Below are 17631 nucleotides of genomic sequence, written 5' to 3'. Positions count from 1 at the left end.
GGGGCAGAGGTGCGGGTGGGGGTGAGCCGATGCGGCTCAGCCGAGGGTCGCGTCGGGTCCGAAGCGGCTGCGTACCGCGGTCTGCACCTCGGCCTCCTCGGCCGGGTCGGCGGCCAGGCGGCGCAGGCGCTCCACGACCCGGGCGTCGCCGGTCTCGGCGTGCCGGGCGGCGAGTTCGCGGGTGGTCTCCTCGCAGTCCCACAGGCATTCGACGGCGAAGCCGGTGGCGAAGGAGGGGTCGGTGGCGGCCAGCGCGCGGGCGGCGCGGCCGCGGAGGTGGGAGGAGGCCGTCTCGCGGTAGACATGGCGCAGGACGGGGGCGGCGCAGGCGATGCCGAGGCGTCCGGCGCCGTCGACGAGGGTCCACAGGGTGGGCGCGTCCGGGCCCTCGCCCCGTACGGCCTCGCGCAGGGCGCCGAGGACCAGGTCGCGGTCCTGTGCGCCGCCACGGCAGGCGAGCATGCGTCCGGCGGCGGCGCCGAGCGCGTCGGGGCGCTGGGCCCAGCGGCGCGCGCGGTCGATGGCGGCGACGCTGCGCATCCGTTCGAAGGCGTCGACGGCGGCCTCCACGACGAGTGCCGTCCCGTCGATGACGGCGGCCTCGATCAGGTCGAGCGCGTCGCGGTCATTGCTGTCGGCGAGGTAGCGCAGCGCGGTGCAGCGGGCTCCGTCGGTGCCGGTCCGGGCGGCCTGGAGGATCTCGGGCCGGTCCTCGGGGCCGGCCACGGCGACCAGACAGCGGGCGGCGGGCACATGGAGGGCGGCACCGCGCTCCAGGCCCTGCTGGGCCCACTCGAAGACGGCGCGGACGCTCCAGTCGGGGCGGGGACCGGTGGGCCGCATCTGCCGCTGCCAGCGGTCGAAACAGCCGGCCTCGTGGGCGGCACGCACACGCGTGGCGATCGACGCGCGCGGATCCTCGGCCCACAGCCGCCAGGGCCGTGGTTCGAAGGCGTCGCGTACGGCGGCGGCCAGCTCGGCCTCGCCCTCGGGATCGGTGGTGAAGCGGGCGAGGACGGGGGCGGCGAGGGCGCGCAGGCCCGCGTCGTCGTCCCTTAGGGCCAGCTCGTCCAGGGCCCAGGCCCAGTTGGAGCCGTGCGCGGCGTACCGGCGCAGCAGTCCGAGGGCGTCCCGCCTGCCGTAGGAGGCGAGGTGGCCGAGGACGGCCAGGGCCAGGCCGGTGCGGGACTCGTCGGTGTCAACGACGTCCTCGGGGTCGAAGAGGTGCGCCTCCACGGCGTCCAGCTCGCCGTTCAGGTCGAGGTAGAGCCGGGCGTAGTACAAGGAGCGGTTCTCCACCTGCCAGTCGTGGCGGGGGTCGCGCAGCACACAGTGGTGCAGGGCCGCGAGCGCTTCGGCGCGCGGGGCCGTGAGCGCGTGCAGCGTGCCGTCGCCACGGCCGCGCTGGAGCAGGCCGAGCAGCGTACCGCTGGGCGCTATGACCGGATCGAACATGGGAAACAGCCTCACATCAAGCGTCGACGCAACCGGGGAGCACGCATTACCTGGCCGCGTGACACAACGTCGGAGCGCCCGCCGTCTCTTGCTTGCTGTAGACCATCTCTCTCTGCCTCTCGTCGGTGGCCCATGCGGACCGCATCACGGCCCGCGCGGTGCGGCAACACCTGCCCAGCCATCGCGTCCGTGAATCACGACGTCATGATGACCCGCGGTGTGTGCTGCCGCGACCGTATTTCCGGCGGCCCTGTACCGCCTCCCCCGTTTTCCGTGTCATAGCTGATCAACGCGTCGACGTCAGTGGACGCCGAACAGTTCCAGAAGCTCCGTCTTGCCGAACATCCGGGCCGTGTCGACGGCCGACGGCGTGCCTGCGGAAGGATCGGCTCCGCCCTCCAGGAGGGCCTTGATGACGTCCGTCTCACCCTTGAAGACGGCACCCGCGAGCGGGGTCTGACCCCGGTCGTTGACCTGATCCGCCGCCGCGCCGCGGGCGAGCAGCGCGCGCACCGCGTCGGCGTGACCGTGGTAGGCGGCGAGCATCACCAGGGAGTCACCGCGGTCGTTGGTGAGGTTGGCCGGAACGCCCGCGTCGACATACGCCACGAGCGCCTCGGTCTGCCCCTGCCGGGCCAGATCGAAGATCTTGGTCGCCAGCTCCACGACCTCGGGGTCGGGGGCTTCGCTCATCGGCCGGACCGCCTCTCCATGCTGATTCGGGGACTGCTTCGTACGAGTGAATCGCCAGCGTACTGGCTCGCGTGGCACATGACCCGATCTGCCCGAGGTAAAGATCAGCAGCAGCGCCCGCCGGGGCGCCGCGCCGTAACACGCCTGGTCAATCGGGCTCCGCCAACTCTCGCCCGAGTGGGGGAAATCAACCGATTTTCACCCAGTTGCACCTTTAATCGTATGGATACATCCTGTGATCCTGGAAGAACTCATGGTGACTGTCCCCCACCTTCGACACCAGGAGGCCCCAAATGATCCTCTCCCTGTCAGGCGTGCTGCTCCTCGGCATCGTCGTCTTCCTGTTCTTCCGCAAGGACGGGCTGAAGGGCTCGCACGCCACGGTGTCGGCCCTGTTCGGCTTCTACCTGTCGACCACAGGCATCGCCCCGAGCATCAAAGCCGGAGGAGAGAGCCTGGCCAGCCTCCTAGGCGGCATCAAGTTCTGACCCCGCCAGTCCCGCCCGCACGCACCCACAGGAGTCAGCAGTGGCCCGGCGCCCTCTCCCCCGCATTCTGAGCAAGGACAGCGCCCAGATCGCCCGGACGCAGATCGCCCGGAGCAGGGAGCTGGCCCGGACGGCGGCCGACAGCGCCGCCGACGTCCTCCACCCGCTGATCACCGTCACGCGCGGGCTGCGACTGCTGGCCTCGGCCGGCCGGCGCAGGTGGGCGGACACGCCCAAGGACAAGCGCGGGCCACTGCTGTTCTTCGTGGCGTCCATGGTGCTGATCGTGGCCCTGATGCCGTACGGGCCGCTGCTCGCCGTCATCGCCGTGATGGCGGCAGCGGCCTGGCACGGCCGCGACCGCACCCCGTCGGCGCCCGACGGGCCCGACGAGTCCCAGACCGAGCGGCTCCAAGTGCTCTACGAGGCCCTGGTGCCGTACTTCTCCAGCTCAGAGGACCCGGCGCCGCTGTACGCGCACGGCGGGGAGTGGGAGAAGGCCTACGCGGCCCATGAGTTCGACGACGCCGGGCGCATCGGCCACCTCGTGATCCGCTACCCCGCCTACTTCCCGGACGGCGAGCCCGCGGCCCGCGCGCGGATCGAACAGCTGCTCACCGCGAAGGCCGGGCGGAGCCGCGAATACCACTTCGCCTGGGACGAGGCGGGCAACCGGCTCACCGTCACCGCCCTCCCCCCGCTGCCCGCCGACATCCCCGCGCAGCGCTTCGTCACCGCGCCCGGTGAGACCGTCCTCGGCTTCACCGACCCCAGCGAGGTCCAGCGCACGCTCCCTCTCTCCTACGGAGAGGAACGGGTCGACGTCCCGCCGGTCGTCTGGCGCACCGGCGTCCGCTCCACCGAGCCGCACCTGCTGGCCATGGGCCACCCCGGCAGCGGCACGTCCACCCTGCTGCGTTCCATCGCCCTTCAGGCCCTCCAGTACGGCGATGTGCTGATCGTCGACGGCGGCGGCACCGGCGAGTACGCCTGCCTGACCGGACGCAGCGGCGTCCTGGCCGTGGAGTGCGCGCTGCCCGGGGCGCTGGCCAGCCTGGAGTGGGCCGCGCAGGAGACCGAGCGGCGGCTCATCTCGATCAACCTGGCGCGGCAGGCGGGCGATCCGCCGCCCGCGGACACCCGCCGCCCGCTGTGGATCCTGCTGGACCGCCCCAGCGTCTTCGCGCACCTCGCCCTGGCGGACGGCCGCAAGGACCCGCAGGTGCTGCTCCAGGTGCCGTTGCGGCACGGCCGCGCGGCGAACGTGACGGTGGTCGTGGCCGAGCAGTTCGACAGCGCGGAGGCGCTGACCGACGCGGTACGGCAGCACACGCGCGCGCGTGTCGCGCTCGGGTCCGCCGCGCCGGACCAGGTGGAGGCGGTGCTGGGGGCGCCGCCCCACACGACGTCGATGGCGCATGTGCCGCCCGGGCGGGGGTACGCCCGGCTGGGGTCAGGTCCGGTGCACCGGCTTCAGGTCCCGCGTACGCCGGACCCGTACGACGACGCCACGAGTGATGCCGACCGGCAGGCGGTGCTGGAGCTGCTGCCGCCACGGGCCACTGCCGTGGAGGCGGAGCCGACGGCTCTCTCGAAACCGGCGACGGAGAAGACCCCGGTCCCCGCGGAGGCCCTGGCGGCGGAGCCTTCCTAGCGCCCGGTGCGGCGGCTGGGCGGGGGGGTCGGCTCGCCACGCGGGGTGGGCGCGGCGGGAGCGCCCCGAAGGGGCACGGGGAACTGCGCGAGCGGCCACGACGGACCCGCAGCCGAACACGTGCCCAGGGCCCCCGAGCCGGCCCGGCCTACGCCACGAACGTCCTCGGCGACTCGCCCGCCCCCGTCGCCCCCGACTCCACCAGCCGAGCCGCGGCGGCGAGCCGTACCGCCGCCTCCTCCGCCACCGCTCCCCCGACGGTGAACGGAAGCCGGACATAGCCCTCGAAGGCGCCGTCGACGCCGAAGCGAGGGCCGGACGGGACACGGACACCGGTCCGTTCGCCCGCTTCCGCGAGGCGGGAACCGGAGAGACCGCCGGCGCGCACCCACAGGGTCAGACCGCCCTGAGGCACCTCGAACTCCCAGTCGGGCAGTTCCCGGCGCACCGCGGCCACCAGGGCGTCCCGGTTCTCCCGGGCCTGCGCGCGGCGCAGCTCGACCGCCTGCTCCCAGCCCCCGGTGCTGAAGAGCCAGTTCACGGCCAGCTGCTCCAGCACCGGCGTGCCCAGGTCCGCGTACGCCCGCGCGGCGACCAGGCTGCGGATGACGTCCGGCGCCGCCCGCACCCAGCCGATCCGCATCCCCGCCCAGAACGCCTTGCTGGCCGAGCCGACCGTGATCACGGTGGAGCCGGCCGGGTCGAAGCCGCACACCGGGCGGGGCATGCCGCCGTCCCGGAACCCCTCGTCGAGCCACAGCTCGCTCATCGTCTCGTCGGCGACGAGCACCGTGCCGGCCGAGCGCGCCGCGTCCACCAGCCGACGCCGCTGGTCCTCGTCGGCGAGCGCCCCGGTGGGGTTGTGGAAGTCGGCGACCACGTAGGCGATCCGTGGCGCGGCCTCGCGCAGCACCTGGCGCCAGCGGTCCATGTCCCAGCCGGACAGGCCCTCGGCCATCGCGACGGGCACGAGCCGGGCGCCCGCCTCCCGCATCAGCTGGAGGATGTTGGCGTAGGACGGGGACTCGACGGCGATCCGCTCGCCCCGGCCCGCGAAGAGGTGACAGATCGCGTCGATGGCGCCCATCGCGCCGGTCGTCACCATGATCTGCTCCGGCATGGTGGGGATGCCGCGCCGGGTGTACCGCTCGGCGATCATCGCGCGCAGCGCGGGCAGCCCGGCCGGGTAGTCGCCGTGGGTGTGGGCGTACGGCGGCAGTTCCTCCAGGGCGCCCCGCACGGCCCGGGTGAGCCACGGCTCGGGCGCCGGGAGCGAGGCGCAGCCGAGGTCGATCACCGAGCCCAGGGCCTCCGGGGGCAGGGGTTCCAGGCCACGGGCGGGGATGGGGTTGCCGGCCGGTACGGCGGTCCAGCTGCCGGCGCCGCGCCGGGACTCCAGGAAGCCCTCGCCGCGCAGCGCCTCGTAGGCCGCCGCGACGGTGGTGCGGCTGACGGAGAGAGCGAGGGCCAGTTCGCGTTCCGCGGGCAGGCGCGCGGCCACCGGGACCCGGCCCTCCAGCACGAGCAGCCGGATCCCGTCGGCGAGGGCGCGATAGGCGGGGGGACGGCGGGTGCCGGGGCCGGCCGGGCGGTCCTGCTGCGAGTTGAGGAGCCGGGCGAGCTGCGCGGCCCCCACGGCTGAGGTCCACTGCACCATGAAGATCAGTCCACCTTCCCCGAATTGGCCATGGATGGCGATTGTTCCCGAGCCACACAGTGTCATGCGTCAGGCCACCGCCACCACCCAGGGGGGTATTTCCATGTCCACTCCCAGCCCATCCGCTCCCGGCCGCTCTCTCGGGTGGCGGCTGATCCAGCTGTACACGGGGCTCGCGCTCTACGGCGCGAGTTCCGCGCTGCTCGTGGCGGCTGGGCTGGGACTGGAGCCGTGGAACGTGCTGCACCAGGGGCTCGCGGAACTGACCGGGCTGAGCATCGGGGTCGTCTCGATCATCGTGGGCGCGGCGGTGCTGCTCCTGTGGATCCCGCTGCGCCAGCGGCCCGGACTCGGCACGGTCTCCAACGTCTTCGTGGTCGGCCTCGCCATGGACGGCACGCTCTCCCTGCTCCCGGACGCGCGCTCCCTCGCCGCCCGCGTCCCGCTGCTGCTCGCGGGGATCGTGCTGAACGGCGCGGCGACCGGCCTCTACATCGCGGCGCGCTTCGGGCCGGGTCCGCGTGACGGGCTGATGACGGGGCTGCACAGGCGCACCGGCCGGTCGATCCGGCTGATGCGGACGGCGGTCGAGGTGGCCGTGGTGGTGACGGGGTTCGTCCTGGGCGGCACCATCGGGGTCGGTACCGTGCTGTACGCGGTGTCCATCGGACCGCTGGCGCAGGCCTTCCTGCGGGTGTTCGCCGCCCCGCCGGCATCGGCGGGCAGCACGGTCGTTGCCGGAGCGACACCGGAGCGCGCGATACTGCCTTCGTGAGCCTCACGACACCGCGCCCGCGCCATCCGTATCTGGACCATCCGGGGCCGATCCCCTTCGCCCACCGGGGCGGGGCGGCCGACGGCCTGGAGAACACCGTGGCGCAGTTCCGGCGGGCGGTAGAGCTGGGCTACCGGTACATCGAGACGGATGTGCACGTCACGGCGGACGGCCGGCTGGTCGCCTTCCACGACGCGACCCTGGACCGGGTCACCGACGGCGCGGGCCGGATCGCCGACCTGCCGTGGGCGGACATACGGGACGCGCGCGTGGGCGGCCGTGAACCGGTACCGCTGTTCGAGGAGTTGCTGGAGACCTTCCCCGAGGTGCGCTGGAACGTCGACATCAAGGCGGAGCCCGCGCTGCGGCCCCTGCTGGAGCTGATCGAGCGCACGGACGCCTGGGACCGGGTCTGCGTGGGCTCCTTCTCCGAGGCGCGCGTGCTGCGCGCCCAGCGGCTGGCGGGGCCGCGACTGGCCACCTCGTTCGGCAGGCGCGGCGTGCTGAACCTGCGGCTGCGGTCGTGGGGGCTGCCGGCCGCGGTGCGCCGGTCGGCCGTGGCCGCGCAGGTGCCGGAGGCCCAGTCGGGCGTGCCCGTGGTCGACCATCGCTTCGTCCGCGCCGCCCACGCGCGCGGGCTCCAGGTGCACGTGTGGACGATCAACGAGGCGGAACGGATGCACCGGCTCCTGGACCTGGGGGTTGATGGCATCATGACCGATCACATCGACATGTTGCGCAAGGTCATGGAGGACCGCGGCGTCTGGGTCTGACGCCCGGCCGCCTCGGCCCGAGCCTTCGCAGTCCGAGCGGGGAGGCGAGGGCACGGGTGAGCACCGACACCGTGCGGACGGAGGCGGCGGACGAGGCCGCCGGTCTCAGGCGCGAGCAGCGCGGCTGGTACGTGTACGACTGGGCGTGCTCCGTCTATTCGACGAGCGTCCTCACCGTCTTCCTCGGCCCGTACCTCACCTCGGTCGCCGAGCACGCCGCGGACGCCGACGGCTATGTGCACCCGCTGGGCGTCCCGGTCCGGGCGGGCTCCTTCTTCGCGTACTCGGTCTCCCTGTCGGTGATCCTGGCCGTCGTCGTGATGCCGCTGGTGGGCAGCGCGGCCGACCGCACGGGCCGCAAGAAGCCGCTGCTCGCGGCGGCGGCGTACACCGGCGCGGCGGCGACCACGGGGATGTTCTTCCTGGACGGCGACCGCTATCTGCTCGGCGGGGTGCTGCTCGTCGTGGCCAACGCGGCGCAGTCCGTCGGGATGATGCTCTACAACTCCTATCTGCCGCAGATCGCCCCGCCCGAGCAGCGCGACGCGGTCTCCTCCCGGGGCTGGGCCTTCGGCTACGCGGCGGGCTCCCTGGTCCTCGTCGTCAACCTGGTGCTGTACTCGGCACACGACTCCTTCGGCCTCTCCGAGACCGCCGCCGTCCGCGTCTGCCTGGCCTCGGCCGGCCTGTGGTGGGGCGCCTTCACGCTCGTACCGCTGCGCAGACTGCGCGACCGCCACGCGCGCGTGGGGCACGCCACGGCACCGGGGCTGCGGCAGCTGGCCTCGACGGTCCGGGACATGCGCCGGCATCCGCTGACCCTGGCGTTCCTGCTGGCGTATCTCGTCTACAACGACGGCATCCAGACGGTGATCACCCAGGCGTCCGTCTACGGCTCCGAGGAACTGGGCCTCGGGCAGTCGACGCTGATCGGGGCGGTCCTGCTGGTGCAGGTGCTGGCCGTGGCGGGGGCGCTGGTGATGGGGCGGCTGGCGCGGACGTACGGCGCGCAGCGGACGATCCTCGGGTCGCTGGTGGCGTGGACGCTCACGCTGGCGGCCGGCTGGTTCCTGCCCGCGCGGGCGCCGGTGTGGTTCTTCGTGCTGGCCGCCGGGATCGGCCTGGTCCTCGGCGGCAGCCAGGCGCTGTCCCGGTCACTGTTCTCCCATCTCGTGCCGCCGGGCAAGGAGGCCGAGTACTTCTCGGCCTACGAGATGAGCGACCGCGGGATGAGCTGGCTCGGGCCGCTGCTGTTCGGCCTGACCTACCAGCTGACCGGCAGCTACCGGTCGGCGATCTTCTCGCTGGTGGCCTTCTTCGTCGTCGGTTTCGTCCTGCTCGCGCGGGTCCCGGTGCGGCGGGCGATCTCCGAGGCGGGGAACCCGGTTCCGGAAAAGATCTAGCGCCGATTTAGCACTCGGCGTGAAAGGGCGGTAGTGTACGCGTTTGGCCTGCCAGGCGTACCGTTACTGCGCGTCAAAGATGCCGAAACGCTGGGTGACATCTGCTAGCAGATGTGACAAACCGGGCGCCTGTGGGTAGAACAAGGGGCGGCTACGACGGCGACGCATGACCCGGAACGGGACTCGGAACGGGAATCTTTACCGCCGACCGGACGTTGACCGGATGACGACGACAGCGACACCTGTCCTGTGGGCGACAAGCCCGGGAGGCACGATTCATGAGTGAGCGAGCTCTTCGCGGTACGCGCCTCGTGGTGACCAGCTACGAGACGGACCGCGGTATCGACCTGGCCCCGCGCCAGGCCGTGGAGTACGCATGTGAGAAGGGACATCGCTTCGAGATGCCCTTCTCGGTCGAGGCGGAGATCCCGCCGGAGTGGGAGTGCAAGGTCTGTGGGGCCCAGGCACTCCTCGTGGACGGCGACGGCCCTGAGGAGAAGAAGGCCAAGCCCGCGCGTACGCATTGGGACATGCTGATGGAGCGACGCACCCGTGAGGAACTCGAAGAGGTCCTTGAGGAGCGTCTGGCGGTGCTGCGCTCGGGGGCGATGAACATCGCGGTCCACCCCAGGGACAGCCGCAAGAGCGCGTAACGCGCATACAGCACAACGACCGCGGGCGCCGTACGTCTTCACGTACGGCGCCCGCGGTCGTTGTGCGTTGCCGCACCGCTCAGCGCGTGAGCGGGGGCCTCCCCTCCCCCGCCTCGGGACGGCCCTCCCTGATGACCTCGCCCTGCACCACCTTGCCGTCGGGCCGGTGGATACGGACCTGCTGGAACGCGTCGCCGAGGCTGCCCGGGGCGGCCTTGCGCAGACTCCGTTCCAGGGCGTTCTCCGCGAAGCGGCTCACCGCCTTCTGGACCGGCGGGAGCAGCAGGAGCAGGCCCGCCGCGTCCGAGACCAGGCCGGGGATCATGAGCAGCAGGCCGCCGAGCATCATGAGGCCGTTGCCACCGCCGCGCGCCGGTGAGCCGCCCCGCTGCAACGCCTCGTTCAGGCTCTGGAAGGCGCGGCGGCCCGCCCGCTTGATGACCACGGACCCCGCCACGAGGCCCACGACCAGCAGCAGGAACACCGTGAGGCCGCCCGCCGCGCCCGCGACCAGGGTCAACAGCCAGATCTCCAGCACCAGCCACGCGGCAAAGCCCAGCGGCAGATACCTGCGCAGCCGTGAGCGCCGGCGGCGGGCGGTGTGCGGAGAGGTCGGAGCGCCAGTCGTCATGGTCCCAGTGTGCCTGGGCACGCCTCAGCGCGGGATAAGGGGGGTGACCGGGACAAGGGGGGTGACCGGCCGGGACGCGATCCTGCCGACCGGCCGGGGCCGCGAACCCTCCGCTACGCCTGCTTGTCCTTGCCGGTGAGCTTGCCGAGGCGGTCCCCGACGCCCCAGGCGGTGACCCGCCACAGCGCCTCGACCACGATGTCCCGGCTCATCTTGGAGTCGCCCAGTTCCCGCTCGACGAAGGTGATGGGGACCTCGACGACGTGGTAGCCGGCCTTCACCGCGCGGCGGGCCAGGTCGACCTGGAAGCAGTAGCCCTGCGAGGCGACCTCGCCGAGGCCGAGGCCCTTCAGCGTCTCGCGGCGGAAGGCACGGAAGCCGCCGGTCACGTCCCGGATCGGCACGTCGAGCATGAGCCGCGAGTAGGTGGAGCCGCCGCGCGAGAGGAACTCCCGGGACTTCGGCCAGTTCACCACCCGGCCGCCGGGCACCCAGCGGGAGCCGAGGACCAGGTCGGCGCCCTTGAGGGCGGTGAGCAGCCGGGGCAGCTCCTCGGGCTGGTGGGAGCCGTCGGCGTCCATCTCGATCAGCACCCCGTAGTCCCGCTCCAGGCCCCAGCGGAAGCCCGCGAGGTAGGCGGCGCCGAGGCCCTCCTTGCCCTTGCGGTGCAGCACATGGACGTGGCCGTCCTCGACGGCGAGCTCGTCGGCGAGCTTGCCGGTGCCGTCGGGGCTGTTGTCGTCCGCGATCAGTACGTGCGCCTCGGGGACGGCCTCGCGTACCCGGCCGACGATGGACTTGATGTTCTCCGCCTCGTTGTAGGTCGGGATGATCACCAAGGCCGTGCCGAGCGGACCGAACTGCCTCCCCTGGGCCTTGGCCGCGAGGGTCCCGTCGCCGTCGTTCACTGCTGCCCCTTCATGTCGTACGCAGGGGTCCACCATAGTGGCCGCGGCCTGGGAAGACGTGACAGCGCGTACGTATGGTGGTGTCGATTCCCCAAGAGCGGGGTAAGAAGGCTTTTTCCGGTACCTTCCCGCCACGTGCCGATCACCTTCGTACCACGACGGATGGGGGCCCGGCGCCCTTCGGTCCGACCTGGGACCCGCTGGCTGCGGGTCGACCGAAAGCCGTTGTCTACTGAGCGCCCGGGCCCCACCCGGGTCACACCTGGCCGACCCGCGGGAACGTTCTCCTCGTCGGCGCGGGCGCTGAGCCTGGCTGCCAGTGACGGTGCCCCGGTGCGGCACACCGTCCCTGACCCAGCGGCGCTGCGACGAGTCGGCTGAACGTCCCCCGGTCGGGCGTCCGGTGGTGGACTCGGACGAACCTACCGGCCCCTGGCCGCCGACTGTCAACAGCCCTCTGAACTGGGCGGACGGCACCGGCGGCACGGCCGGTGGGGAGGATGCGCAGGTCGGGCGGCGCGGCCCCGGCGGCCCGGGGAACCCGCGCCACCCCGGGAGATCACTCGCCCGGCCGTACGAACACCGTCCGCCCGCCCACCACCGTGCGCAGGCAGACCGGCAGGTCACGGCCCGGGGTGAGGTCGGGCAGGCCGGGGGTGCCGGAGCGCGGATCGGTGGACCAGCGGGCGACCCGGTCGTCGGGGGCCTGCACGACCAGCTCGTCGGTCCGCCAGACGGCGTAGTCGGCGGGGGCGCCCGGGACCAGGACACCCGCGTCGTCGCGGCCGACGGCCCGCCAGCCGCCGCGCGTGTGCGCGGTGAAGGCGGCGCGGACGGAGATCCGGTGCTCGGGCGTGCGGTGGAAGGCGGCGGCACGGACCGTGCCCCAGGGGTCGAGCGGGGTCACCGGACTGTCGGAGCCGAACGCCAGCGGTACGCCGGAGCGGAGCAGGGCGGCGAACGGGTTGAGCGTGCGGGCCCGCTCCACGCCCAGACGCCGGGCGTACATGCCCTCCTCCCCGCCCCACAGCGCGTCGAAGGCGGGCTGGACCGAGGCGATCAGGCCCAGCTCGGCGAAGCCGGCGATGGTCTCGGGGGTGAGCATCTCGGCGTGCTCGACGCGGTGCCGGGCGGCGCGGATCCGGGCGAGGCCCACCTTCTCGGCGGCGGCGCGCACGCCCTCCACCACGGCGGCCACGGCGGCGTCGCCGATGGCGTGGAAACCGGCCTGGAGACCCGCCTCGGTGCAGGCCACTACGTGGGCGGCGACGGCGTCGGCGTCCAGGTAGGCGGTGCCGCTGTGGCCGGCGTCGGCATACGGCTCGTGCAGGCAGGCGGTGTGCGAGCCGAGCGCGCCGTCGGCGAAGAGGTCGCCCGCGGCACCGGTCGCGCCCAATTCGCGGGCCTTCGCCACGCCTTCCTCGGCCCGCTCGGCCCAGTAGCCGACCACGCGCGGACCCGGCACCTCGGCGGCGAGCCGCAGCAGGCCGGTGAAGTCGTCCTCGGAGGAGATCCGCGGCCCGCCGCACTCGTGCACGGTGCCGATGCCGAGGGACGCCGCGTGCGCCAGGGCGGTGCGCTGCGCCTCGGCGCGCTGGGCGGGGGTGACGGCGGCGAGGGCGGCCTCGCGGACGGCGTGGTGGGCGTCCTTGGTGAGCGGGGCGTCCTCGCGCGGGACGTCGCCGGGGACCAGGTCCAGCAGGGCGGTGCTGACGACCGCCGAGTGCACGTCGATGCGGGACAGGTACAGGGGGCGTCCGCCGGTGGCCTCGTCCAGCTCCGCGCGGGTCGGCGGCCGGCCGCCGGGCCAGCGGGCGGCGTCCCAGCCGTGGCCCAGCAGGACCCGGTCGTCGGGGCGGGCGGCGGCGAACTCGCGGATCCGGGCGAGGGCGGCCTCCAGGGAGGGGGCGCCGGACAGGTCGAGGCCCGTCAGGGCGAGGCCGGTGGCGGTGGTGTGCACATGGGCGTCGGTGAAGGCCGGGGTGACCAGGGCGCCGTCGAGATCTACCACCTCGTCCACGCCGTCGGCGAAGGCGTCGGCCGCGCCCTCGGAGCCGACCCAGGCGACGTGGCCCGCCTCGACGACCATCGCCGTCGCGAACGGGTCCGCGGGACTGTGGACCTCGCCGCGGCGGAGCAGGACGGTCTTGGGGGGCTCGGCGGTGCGGTTGCTCATAACCGACAGTTTCTCGCCTCGGCCGACCGGGGCCGCACCCGGGGCACCCGCAAGGCACCCCGCACCGTCAGATCTTCGGGGGCCGGGCCTCGTACGGTGTCGAGAGGACCACCGTCGTCCGCGTCGAGACCCCCGCCAGCGAGCGGAGCCGGGCCAGCAGTTCCTCCAGTTCGTGCGGGGTGGACACGCGCACCTTGAGGATGTAGTTCTCCTCGCCCGCCACGCTGTGGCACGCCTCGATCTCGGGGACGCCGGCGAGGCGGTCCGCGATGTCGTCGGGGGCGCTGGGGTCGAACGGCTTCACCGAGATGAACGCGGTCAGCGGCAGCCCGACGGCCTCGGGGTCGACCACCGCGGCGTACCCGCGGATGACGCCACGCTGTTCCAGCCGGCGCACCCGCTGATGCACGGCCGACGTGGACAGGCCCGTGGCCTTGCCCAGGTCTGTGTAGCTCATCCGCCCGTCCTTGACGAGCAGCTGCACGATCTGACGGTCCAGCTCCTCCATGCCGCCAAAACCTACAGTGCGCTTGATCTCCACGGATACCTCGGAGGCGCAGGTCACTCCCCGTTCGGCAGAAAAAGCACCGGGACGGGCACCTGCATGCGGCATGTGACGAAGGCCACACGCATCGAACAGGCTCCGTGATGTTCTCGTGATTACCGCCCGGACCGGACGGGAAGTGCTTGCTGTGGTCGAGGCCGCAGCGCCTTCACGGCCCAGCCTTAGGGGGAGAATCCCATGCAGAGTGCCCATCGCCCTGGTCGATCCGCGTCCATGAGCCGGCAGCCGGTCGCCGAGCCCGAGCCGGAGGGCGTCGAATCCGACGTCTTCGACGAGGATCTGGACGCCTACGACACCTTCGAGATGTACCGGGTGATCTGCCCGGACTGCGCGCAGCCGATCGCCCTGCTGGCGGACGAGGAGGTGCTGCCGGAGCACGCGCTGTGCGCCTCGCCGTGGAACCCGTTCGGGCTCACGGTGTGCGCGGGCACGGGCCGTGCGGCGGCCGACGCCCGCCCCGCGGACGAGTCCTTCGAGCCGCAGGAGCAGGACACGGCCCTGCTGCTCACACTCCCCCAGGGTCTGAACTGGCGGACGCAGCCCTTCTCGCACGTCGGCGGCCCGGGCTCGCGCCCGATGCGCGTGCCGCCGATGCGCCGCCAGGCCGCCTGAGCCGGCTCGCCCCGCCCCGCCGCTCACCCCACCCGTACGTGCCCCGCACCATGGCGCGCAGGCTGTCGTGGTGCGGGATCAGCGTGCCCGGGTCCGCAGGGACGGCGTCCTCCCGGCTACCACAGAGCCGGGAAGGCGGCGGTCCGGGTTCGAGGGAAGTGGACGGGGATGAACTGAAGCTCGATTCCGTCGGAGGGTGACCTGTCCGGCCGTCGACGCGTTGCCCTGGTATGACCCCCACGTACTCGGCAACCGGGCGTCAACGCCGTATCTTCGTCCCCCGCCCCGGAGAATCGGTACCGCCGGCCGCGCCGCCGGACCCGCCCATCTACCGCGACCTCATGCGGACCTGGGCCGACCGGGGCCGCACCCTGCCGGGCCGCCATGACCCGGAGTGGGTCAGGCTGGCGGCCCCGACGGTACTCACCGGCCAGTTCAGCGACCTTCTGGCCCCGCCACGTGACGGGCGATGACCATCCGCTGGATCTGGTTGGTGCCCTCGACGATCTGTAGGACCTTGGCCTCGCGCATATAGCGCTCGGCCGGGAAGTCGGCGGTGTAGCCGTAGCCGCCCAGTATCTGCACCGCGTCCGTGGTCACCTTCATGGCGGTGTCGGTGCAGTGCAGCTTGGCCATGGCGGCCTGCTTGGCGAACGGCCTGCCCGCGTCCCGCAGCCGGGCCGCGGCGAGGTAGAGCGCGCGGCCCGCCTCGATCTGGGTGGCCATGTCGGCGATCATGAAGCGCAGGCCCTGGAAGTCGGCGATGGGCCGGCCGAACTGGCGGCGCTGGGTGGCATAGCGGACCGCCTCGTCCAGTGCGGCCTGGGCGAGGCCGATCGCGCAGGCCGCGATGCCGAGCCGGCCCGAGTCGAGCGCCGACAGGGCGATGGAGAAGCCCTGGCCCTCCTCGCCGATGCGCCGGTCGTCGGGGACGCGGACGCCGTCGAAGTGCACCTGCGCGGTGGGTGAGCCCTTCAGGCCCATCTTCTTCTCGGGCGCGGCGCCGCTCAGGCCGGGGGCGTCGCCGGGCACGAGGAAGGCGGTGATCCCGCGCGGGCCGTCCTCGCCGGTGCGGGCCATCACGGTGTAGAAGTCGGCGATGCCGCCGTGGGTGATCCAGGCCTTGGTGCCGTCGATCACCCAGCTTCCCCCGTCCTCCCGGACGGCCTTGGTGCGCAGGGAGGCCGCGTCCGAGCCGGAGGACGGCTCGGACAGACAGTAGGCGCCGAGCAGGCCGCCGCCCAGCATCGCGGGCAGGTGCTCGACCTGCTGCTGCTTGGTGCCGTAGGCGGCGAGGGCGTAGGAGGCGAGCGTGTGGACGCTGACGCCGAGGCCGACGGTGAGCCGGGCCGAGGCCAGCTCCTCCAGAACCTGGAGATAGACCTCGTAGGGCTGGTCGCCGCCGCCGTACTCCGAGGAGTACGGCAGGCCGAGCAGGCCGGATTGGGAGAGCAGAGCGAAGATCTCGCGCGGGAAGCGTCCCGCGTCCTCCTCCTCCGCGGCCCTGGGCGCGATCTCGCGCTGGGCGATGTCCCGGACGAGGGCGAGCAGATCCCTCGCCTCTTCCGTCGGCAGTTGACGCTCCACCGGCTGCGGGTCGCGGTCGGACATGGCGTCGGGCTCCTCCCTGTTCGGGCACCGGCGGTCCGGCCCGGGGTGGGGGGCGGCTCCGCCTGATGATCGCGCTTCGCCGAAGGTGCCCGCTCCCGGGTCTCGGAAGCTGCTGACCAGCGGCATGCGCAGTGAGTATGCCCGATCAGCGACCTCCCGTCACCAGTTAACGACCGCTTACTCCAGGAGTCCAGTCGAGCTTGCGCGCGGGCCCGAGATTGGTCCGAACCATTGACCTAGTGGTCTAGTCCTCCTAGGGTGCATGACCAACGCTTTACCGCGTTCATGCCAATCGGCGCGCGTTCCCCTCTCCCCCAGGAGGAGACACCCGAATGCACACTCCCCACCGCTCCCTCGTCCGGGCCCTCGTCTCGGCCGCGTGTACCGCCGCCCTCGGCGCCGGCCTGCTGGCCGGAACGGGCACGGCGACCGCAGCGGCACCGAGCGCCCCGCGGCCGGCGGCCGGCTCGAAGGTCGTCGGCTACTTCACCGAATGGGGCACCTACGACCGCAAGTACTACGTCAAGAACATCGAGACCTCGGGCTCCGCCGCCAAGCTGACCCACATCAACTACGCCTTCGGCAACGTCACCGGCGGCAAGTGCGCCATGGGCGACTCCTACGCGGCCACCGACCGGGCCTACACCGCCGCCGAGTCCGTCGACGGCGTCGCCGACACCTGGGACCAGCCGCTGCGCGGCAACTTCAACCAGTTGCTCAAGCTGAAGAAGAAGCACCCGGGGCTGAAGATCCTGTGGTCCTTCGGCGGCTGGACCTGGTCCGGCGGCTTCGGCGAGGCCGCGAAGAACCCGGCCGCGTTCGCCCAGTCCTGCTACGACCTGGTGAAGAACTCCAAGTGGGCGGGGGTCTTCGACGGCATCGACATCGACTGGGAGTACCCGAACGCCTGCGGCAACACCTGTGACACCAGCGGACGCGAGGCGTTCAAGAACCTGATGGCCGCCCTGCGCTCGAAGTTCGGCTCCGGGAACCTGGTGACGGCGGCGATCACCGCGGACGCCACCAGCGGCGGCAAGATCGACGCGGCGAACTACGCAGGCGCCGCCCAGTACGTCGACTGGTACAACCCGATGACGTACGACTACTTCGGCGCCTGGGACGCGACCGGCCCGACCGCCCCGCACTCCCCGCTGAACTCCTACACGGGCATACCGAAGGCGAACTACCACACCTCGGCAACCGTCGCCAAGCTCAAGGGCCTCGGCATCCCGGCCTCGAAGCTGCTGCTCGGCATCGGCTTCTACGGGCGCGGCTGGACCGGCGTCACCCAGGCGGCCCCCGGCGGCACGGCGACGGGTCCGGCGGCCGGGACGTACGAGCAGGGCATCGACGACTACAAGGTGCTCAAGACCAAGTGCCCCGCGACCGGCACCGTGGGCGGCACCGCCTACGCCAAGTGCGGCAGCGACTGGTGGAGTTACGACACTCCGGCGACCATCGCCACAAAGATGACGTACAAGAACCAGCAGGGCCTCGGCGGCACCTTCTTCTGGGAGCTGAGCGGCGACACCGCGAACGGTGAGCTGATCAAGGCGATCAACTGACGGTCCTTCCGG

General features: G+C 72.5%; 16 protein-coding genes. 8 read left to right on the top strand and 8 right to left on the bottom strand.

The features are described 5' to 3' along the window. Positions 1-36: 36 nt before the first annotated feature. Together ACZ4WH_RS03895 and ACZ4WH_RS03890 are read right to left on the bottom strand one after the other, a co-directional pair. A complete protein-coding gene (locus tag ACZ4WH_RS03895) occupies positions 37-1455 on the bottom strand; it encodes a HEAT repeat domain-containing protein (RefSeq protein WP_468176273.1) in 1419 nt (472 codons plus the stop codon). A gap of 300 nt (positions 1456-1755) precedes the next feature. Beyond that, entirely contained in the window at positions 1756-2148 is a 393-nt protein-coding gene (locus ACZ4WH_RS03890) for an ankyrin repeat domain-containing protein (RefSeq protein WP_059248174.1), read from the bottom strand. A 293-nt stretch (positions 2149-2441) separates the two neighbouring features. Between ACZ4WH_RS03890 and ACZ4WH_RS03885 the strand changes: the two genes are divergently transcribed. Continuing rightward, on the top strand, positions 2442-2636 hold the full coding sequence (locus ACZ4WH_RS03885) for a hypothetical protein (protein ID WP_030620070.1): 195 nt from the start codon (positions 2442-2444) through the stop codon (positions 2634-2636). A 40-nt stretch (positions 2637-2676) separates the two neighbouring features. After that, positions 2677-4290: an ATP-binding cassette domain-containing protein gene (locus ACZ4WH_RS03880; protein ID WP_468176271.1), complete on the top strand. Its 1614-nt coding sequence runs from the start codon at positions 2677-2679 to the stop codon at positions 4288-4290. A gap of 148 nt (positions 4291-4438) precedes the next feature. Here ACZ4WH_RS03880 and ACZ4WH_RS03875 read toward each other — a convergent pair whose 3' ends face one another. Further along, positions 4439-5947, bottom strand: a complete 1509-nt coding sequence (locus ACZ4WH_RS03875; RefSeq protein ID WP_468176269.1) for an SCO1417 family PLP biosynthesis transcription factor — start codon at positions 5945-5947, stop codon at positions 4439-4441. Positions 5948-6050: 103 nt separating this feature from the next. On the opposite strand from ACZ4WH_RS03875, the gene yczE reads away from it, so the two are divergent. The 4 genes from yczE (at position 6051) to ACZ4WH_RS03855 (ending at position 9551) form a co-directional block, all read left to right on the top strand. Next, the gene (gene yczE, locus ACZ4WH_RS03870) at positions 6051-6722 is read left to right on the top strand and encodes a membrane protein YczE (protein ID WP_468176267.1); all 672 of its coding nucleotides are present in this window, start codon (positions 6051-6053) and stop codon (positions 6720-6722) included. Then, positions 6719-7495 carry a glycerophosphodiester phosphodiesterase gene (locus ACZ4WH_RS03865; protein ID WP_468176265.1) on the top strand — a complete coding sequence of 259 codons (777 nt, stop codon included), beginning with the start codon at positions 6719-6721 and terminating at the stop codon, positions 7493-7495. Before yczE ends, ACZ4WH_RS03865 begins: the two co-directional genes overlap by 4 nt. A 56-nt stretch (positions 7496-7551) precedes the next feature. Then, positions 7552-8898 (top strand): MFS transporter, encoded by a 1347-nt coding sequence (locus tag ACZ4WH_RS03860; protein ID WP_468176263.1) that lies wholly within the window; start codon positions 7552-7554, stop codon positions 8896-8898. 278 nt (positions 8899-9176) lie between these two features. Beyond that, complete coding sequence (locus ACZ4WH_RS03855; protein ID WP_003977404.1) at positions 9177-9551, top strand: RNA polymerase-binding protein RbpA; 375 nt, start codon at positions 9177-9179, stop codon at positions 9549-9551. 79 nt (positions 9552-9630) lie between these two features. On the opposite strand, the gene fxsA is transcribed toward ACZ4WH_RS03855, so the two are convergent. The 4 genes from fxsA to ACZ4WH_RS03835 form a co-directional block, all read right to left on the bottom strand. Further along, positions 9631-10182, bottom strand: a complete 552-nt coding sequence (gene fxsA, locus ACZ4WH_RS03850) for an FxsA family membrane protein (RefSeq protein ID WP_468176262.1) — start codon at positions 10180-10182, stop codon at positions 9631-9633. A 113-nt stretch (positions 10183-10295) separates the two neighbouring features. Next, on the bottom strand, positions 10296-11090 hold the full coding sequence (locus ACZ4WH_RS03845) for a polyprenol monophosphomannose synthase (protein WP_468176260.1): 795 nt from the start codon (positions 11088-11090) through the stop codon (positions 10296-10298). Positions 11091-11649: 559 nt separating this feature from the next. Beyond that, the gene (locus ACZ4WH_RS03840; RefSeq protein WP_468176258.1) at positions 11650-13266 is read right to left on the bottom strand and encodes an amidohydrolase; all 1617 of its coding nucleotides are present in this window, start codon (positions 13264-13266) and stop codon (positions 11650-11652) included. A gap of 67 nt (positions 13267-13333) precedes the next feature. Then, a complete protein-coding gene (locus ACZ4WH_RS03835) occupies positions 13334-13774 on the bottom strand; it encodes an Lrp/AsnC family transcriptional regulator (protein ID WP_468176256.1) in 441 nt (146 codons plus the stop codon). Positions 13775-14008: 234 nt separating this feature from the next. On the opposite strand from ACZ4WH_RS03835, the gene ACZ4WH_RS03830 reads away from it, so the two are divergent. Next, on the top strand, positions 14009-14443 hold the full coding sequence (locus ACZ4WH_RS03830) for a hypothetical protein (RefSeq protein WP_468176254.1): 435 nt from the start codon (positions 14009-14011) through the stop codon (positions 14441-14443). Between the two features lie 435 nt (positions 14444-14878). On the opposite strand, the gene ACZ4WH_RS03825 is transcribed toward ACZ4WH_RS03830, so the two are convergent. Continuing rightward, entirely contained in the window at positions 14879-16054 is a 1176-nt protein-coding gene (locus tag ACZ4WH_RS03825) for an acyl-CoA dehydrogenase family protein (RefSeq protein WP_468176252.1), read from the bottom strand. A gap of 332 nt (positions 16055-16386) precedes the next feature. On the opposite strand from ACZ4WH_RS03825, the gene ACZ4WH_RS03820 reads away from it, so the two are divergent. Beyond that, positions 16387-17619, top strand: coding sequence for a glycoside hydrolase family 18 protein (locus ACZ4WH_RS03820; RefSeq protein ID WP_468176250.1), 1233 nt, complete (start codon positions 16387-16389; stop codon positions 17617-17619). Positions 17620-17631: the final 12 nt, after the last annotated feature.

This window comes from Streptomyces sp. NPDC029138 (genome assembly GCF_055564375.1).
Note: the sequence above shows the minus strand (reverse complement) of the source record. Positions and strands in the feature narration are given on the sequence as shown.

Bases quoted from the DNA above. Each gene is read 5' to 3' on its own strand.
- ACZ4WH_RS03895 (WP_468176273.1), bottom strand. From the start codon at position 1,455: ATGTTCGATCCGGTCATAGCGCCCAGCGGTACGCTGCTCGGCCTGCTC.
- ACZ4WH_RS03890 (WP_059248174.1), bottom strand. From the start codon at position 2,148: ATGAGCGAAGCCCCCGACCCCGAGGTCGTGGAGCTGGCGACCAAGATC.
- ACZ4WH_RS03885 (WP_030620070.1), top strand. From the start codon at position 2,442: ATGATCCTCTCCCTGTCAGGCGTGCTGCTCCTCGGCATCGTCGTCTTC.
- ACZ4WH_RS03875 (WP_468176269.1), bottom strand. From the start codon at position 5,947: ATGGTGCAGTGGACCTCAGCCGTGGGGGCCGCGCAGCTCGCCCGGCTC.
- yczE (WP_468176267.1), top strand. From the start codon at position 6,051: ATGTCCACTCCCAGCCCATCCGCTCCCGGCCGCTCTCTCGGGTGGCGG.
- ACZ4WH_RS03855 (WP_003977404.1), top strand. From the start codon at position 9,177: ATGAGTGAGCGAGCTCTTCGCGGTACGCGCCTCGTGGTGACCAGCTAC.
- fxsA (WP_468176262.1), bottom strand. From the start codon at position 10,182: ATGACGACTGGCGCTCCGACCTCTCCGCACACCGCCCGCCGCCGGCGC.
- ACZ4WH_RS03840 (WP_468176258.1), bottom strand. From the start codon at position 13,266: ATGAGCAACCGCACCGCCGAGCCCCCCAAGACCGTCCTGCTCCGCCGC.
- ACZ4WH_RS03835 (WP_468176256.1), bottom strand. From the start codon at position 13,774: ATGGAGGAGCTGGACCGTCAGATCGTGCAGCTGCTCGTCAAGGACGGG.
- ACZ4WH_RS03830 (WP_468176254.1), top strand. From the start codon at position 14,009: ATGCAGAGTGCCCATCGCCCTGGTCGATCCGCGTCCATGAGCCGGCAG.
- ACZ4WH_RS03825 (WP_468176252.1), bottom strand. From the start codon at position 16,054: ATGTCCGACCGCGACCCGCAGCCGGTGGAGCGTCAACTGCCGACGGAA.
- ACZ4WH_RS03820 (WP_468176250.1), top strand. From the start codon at position 16,387: ATGCACACTCCCCACCGCTCCCTCGTCCGGGCCCTCGTCTCGGCCGCG.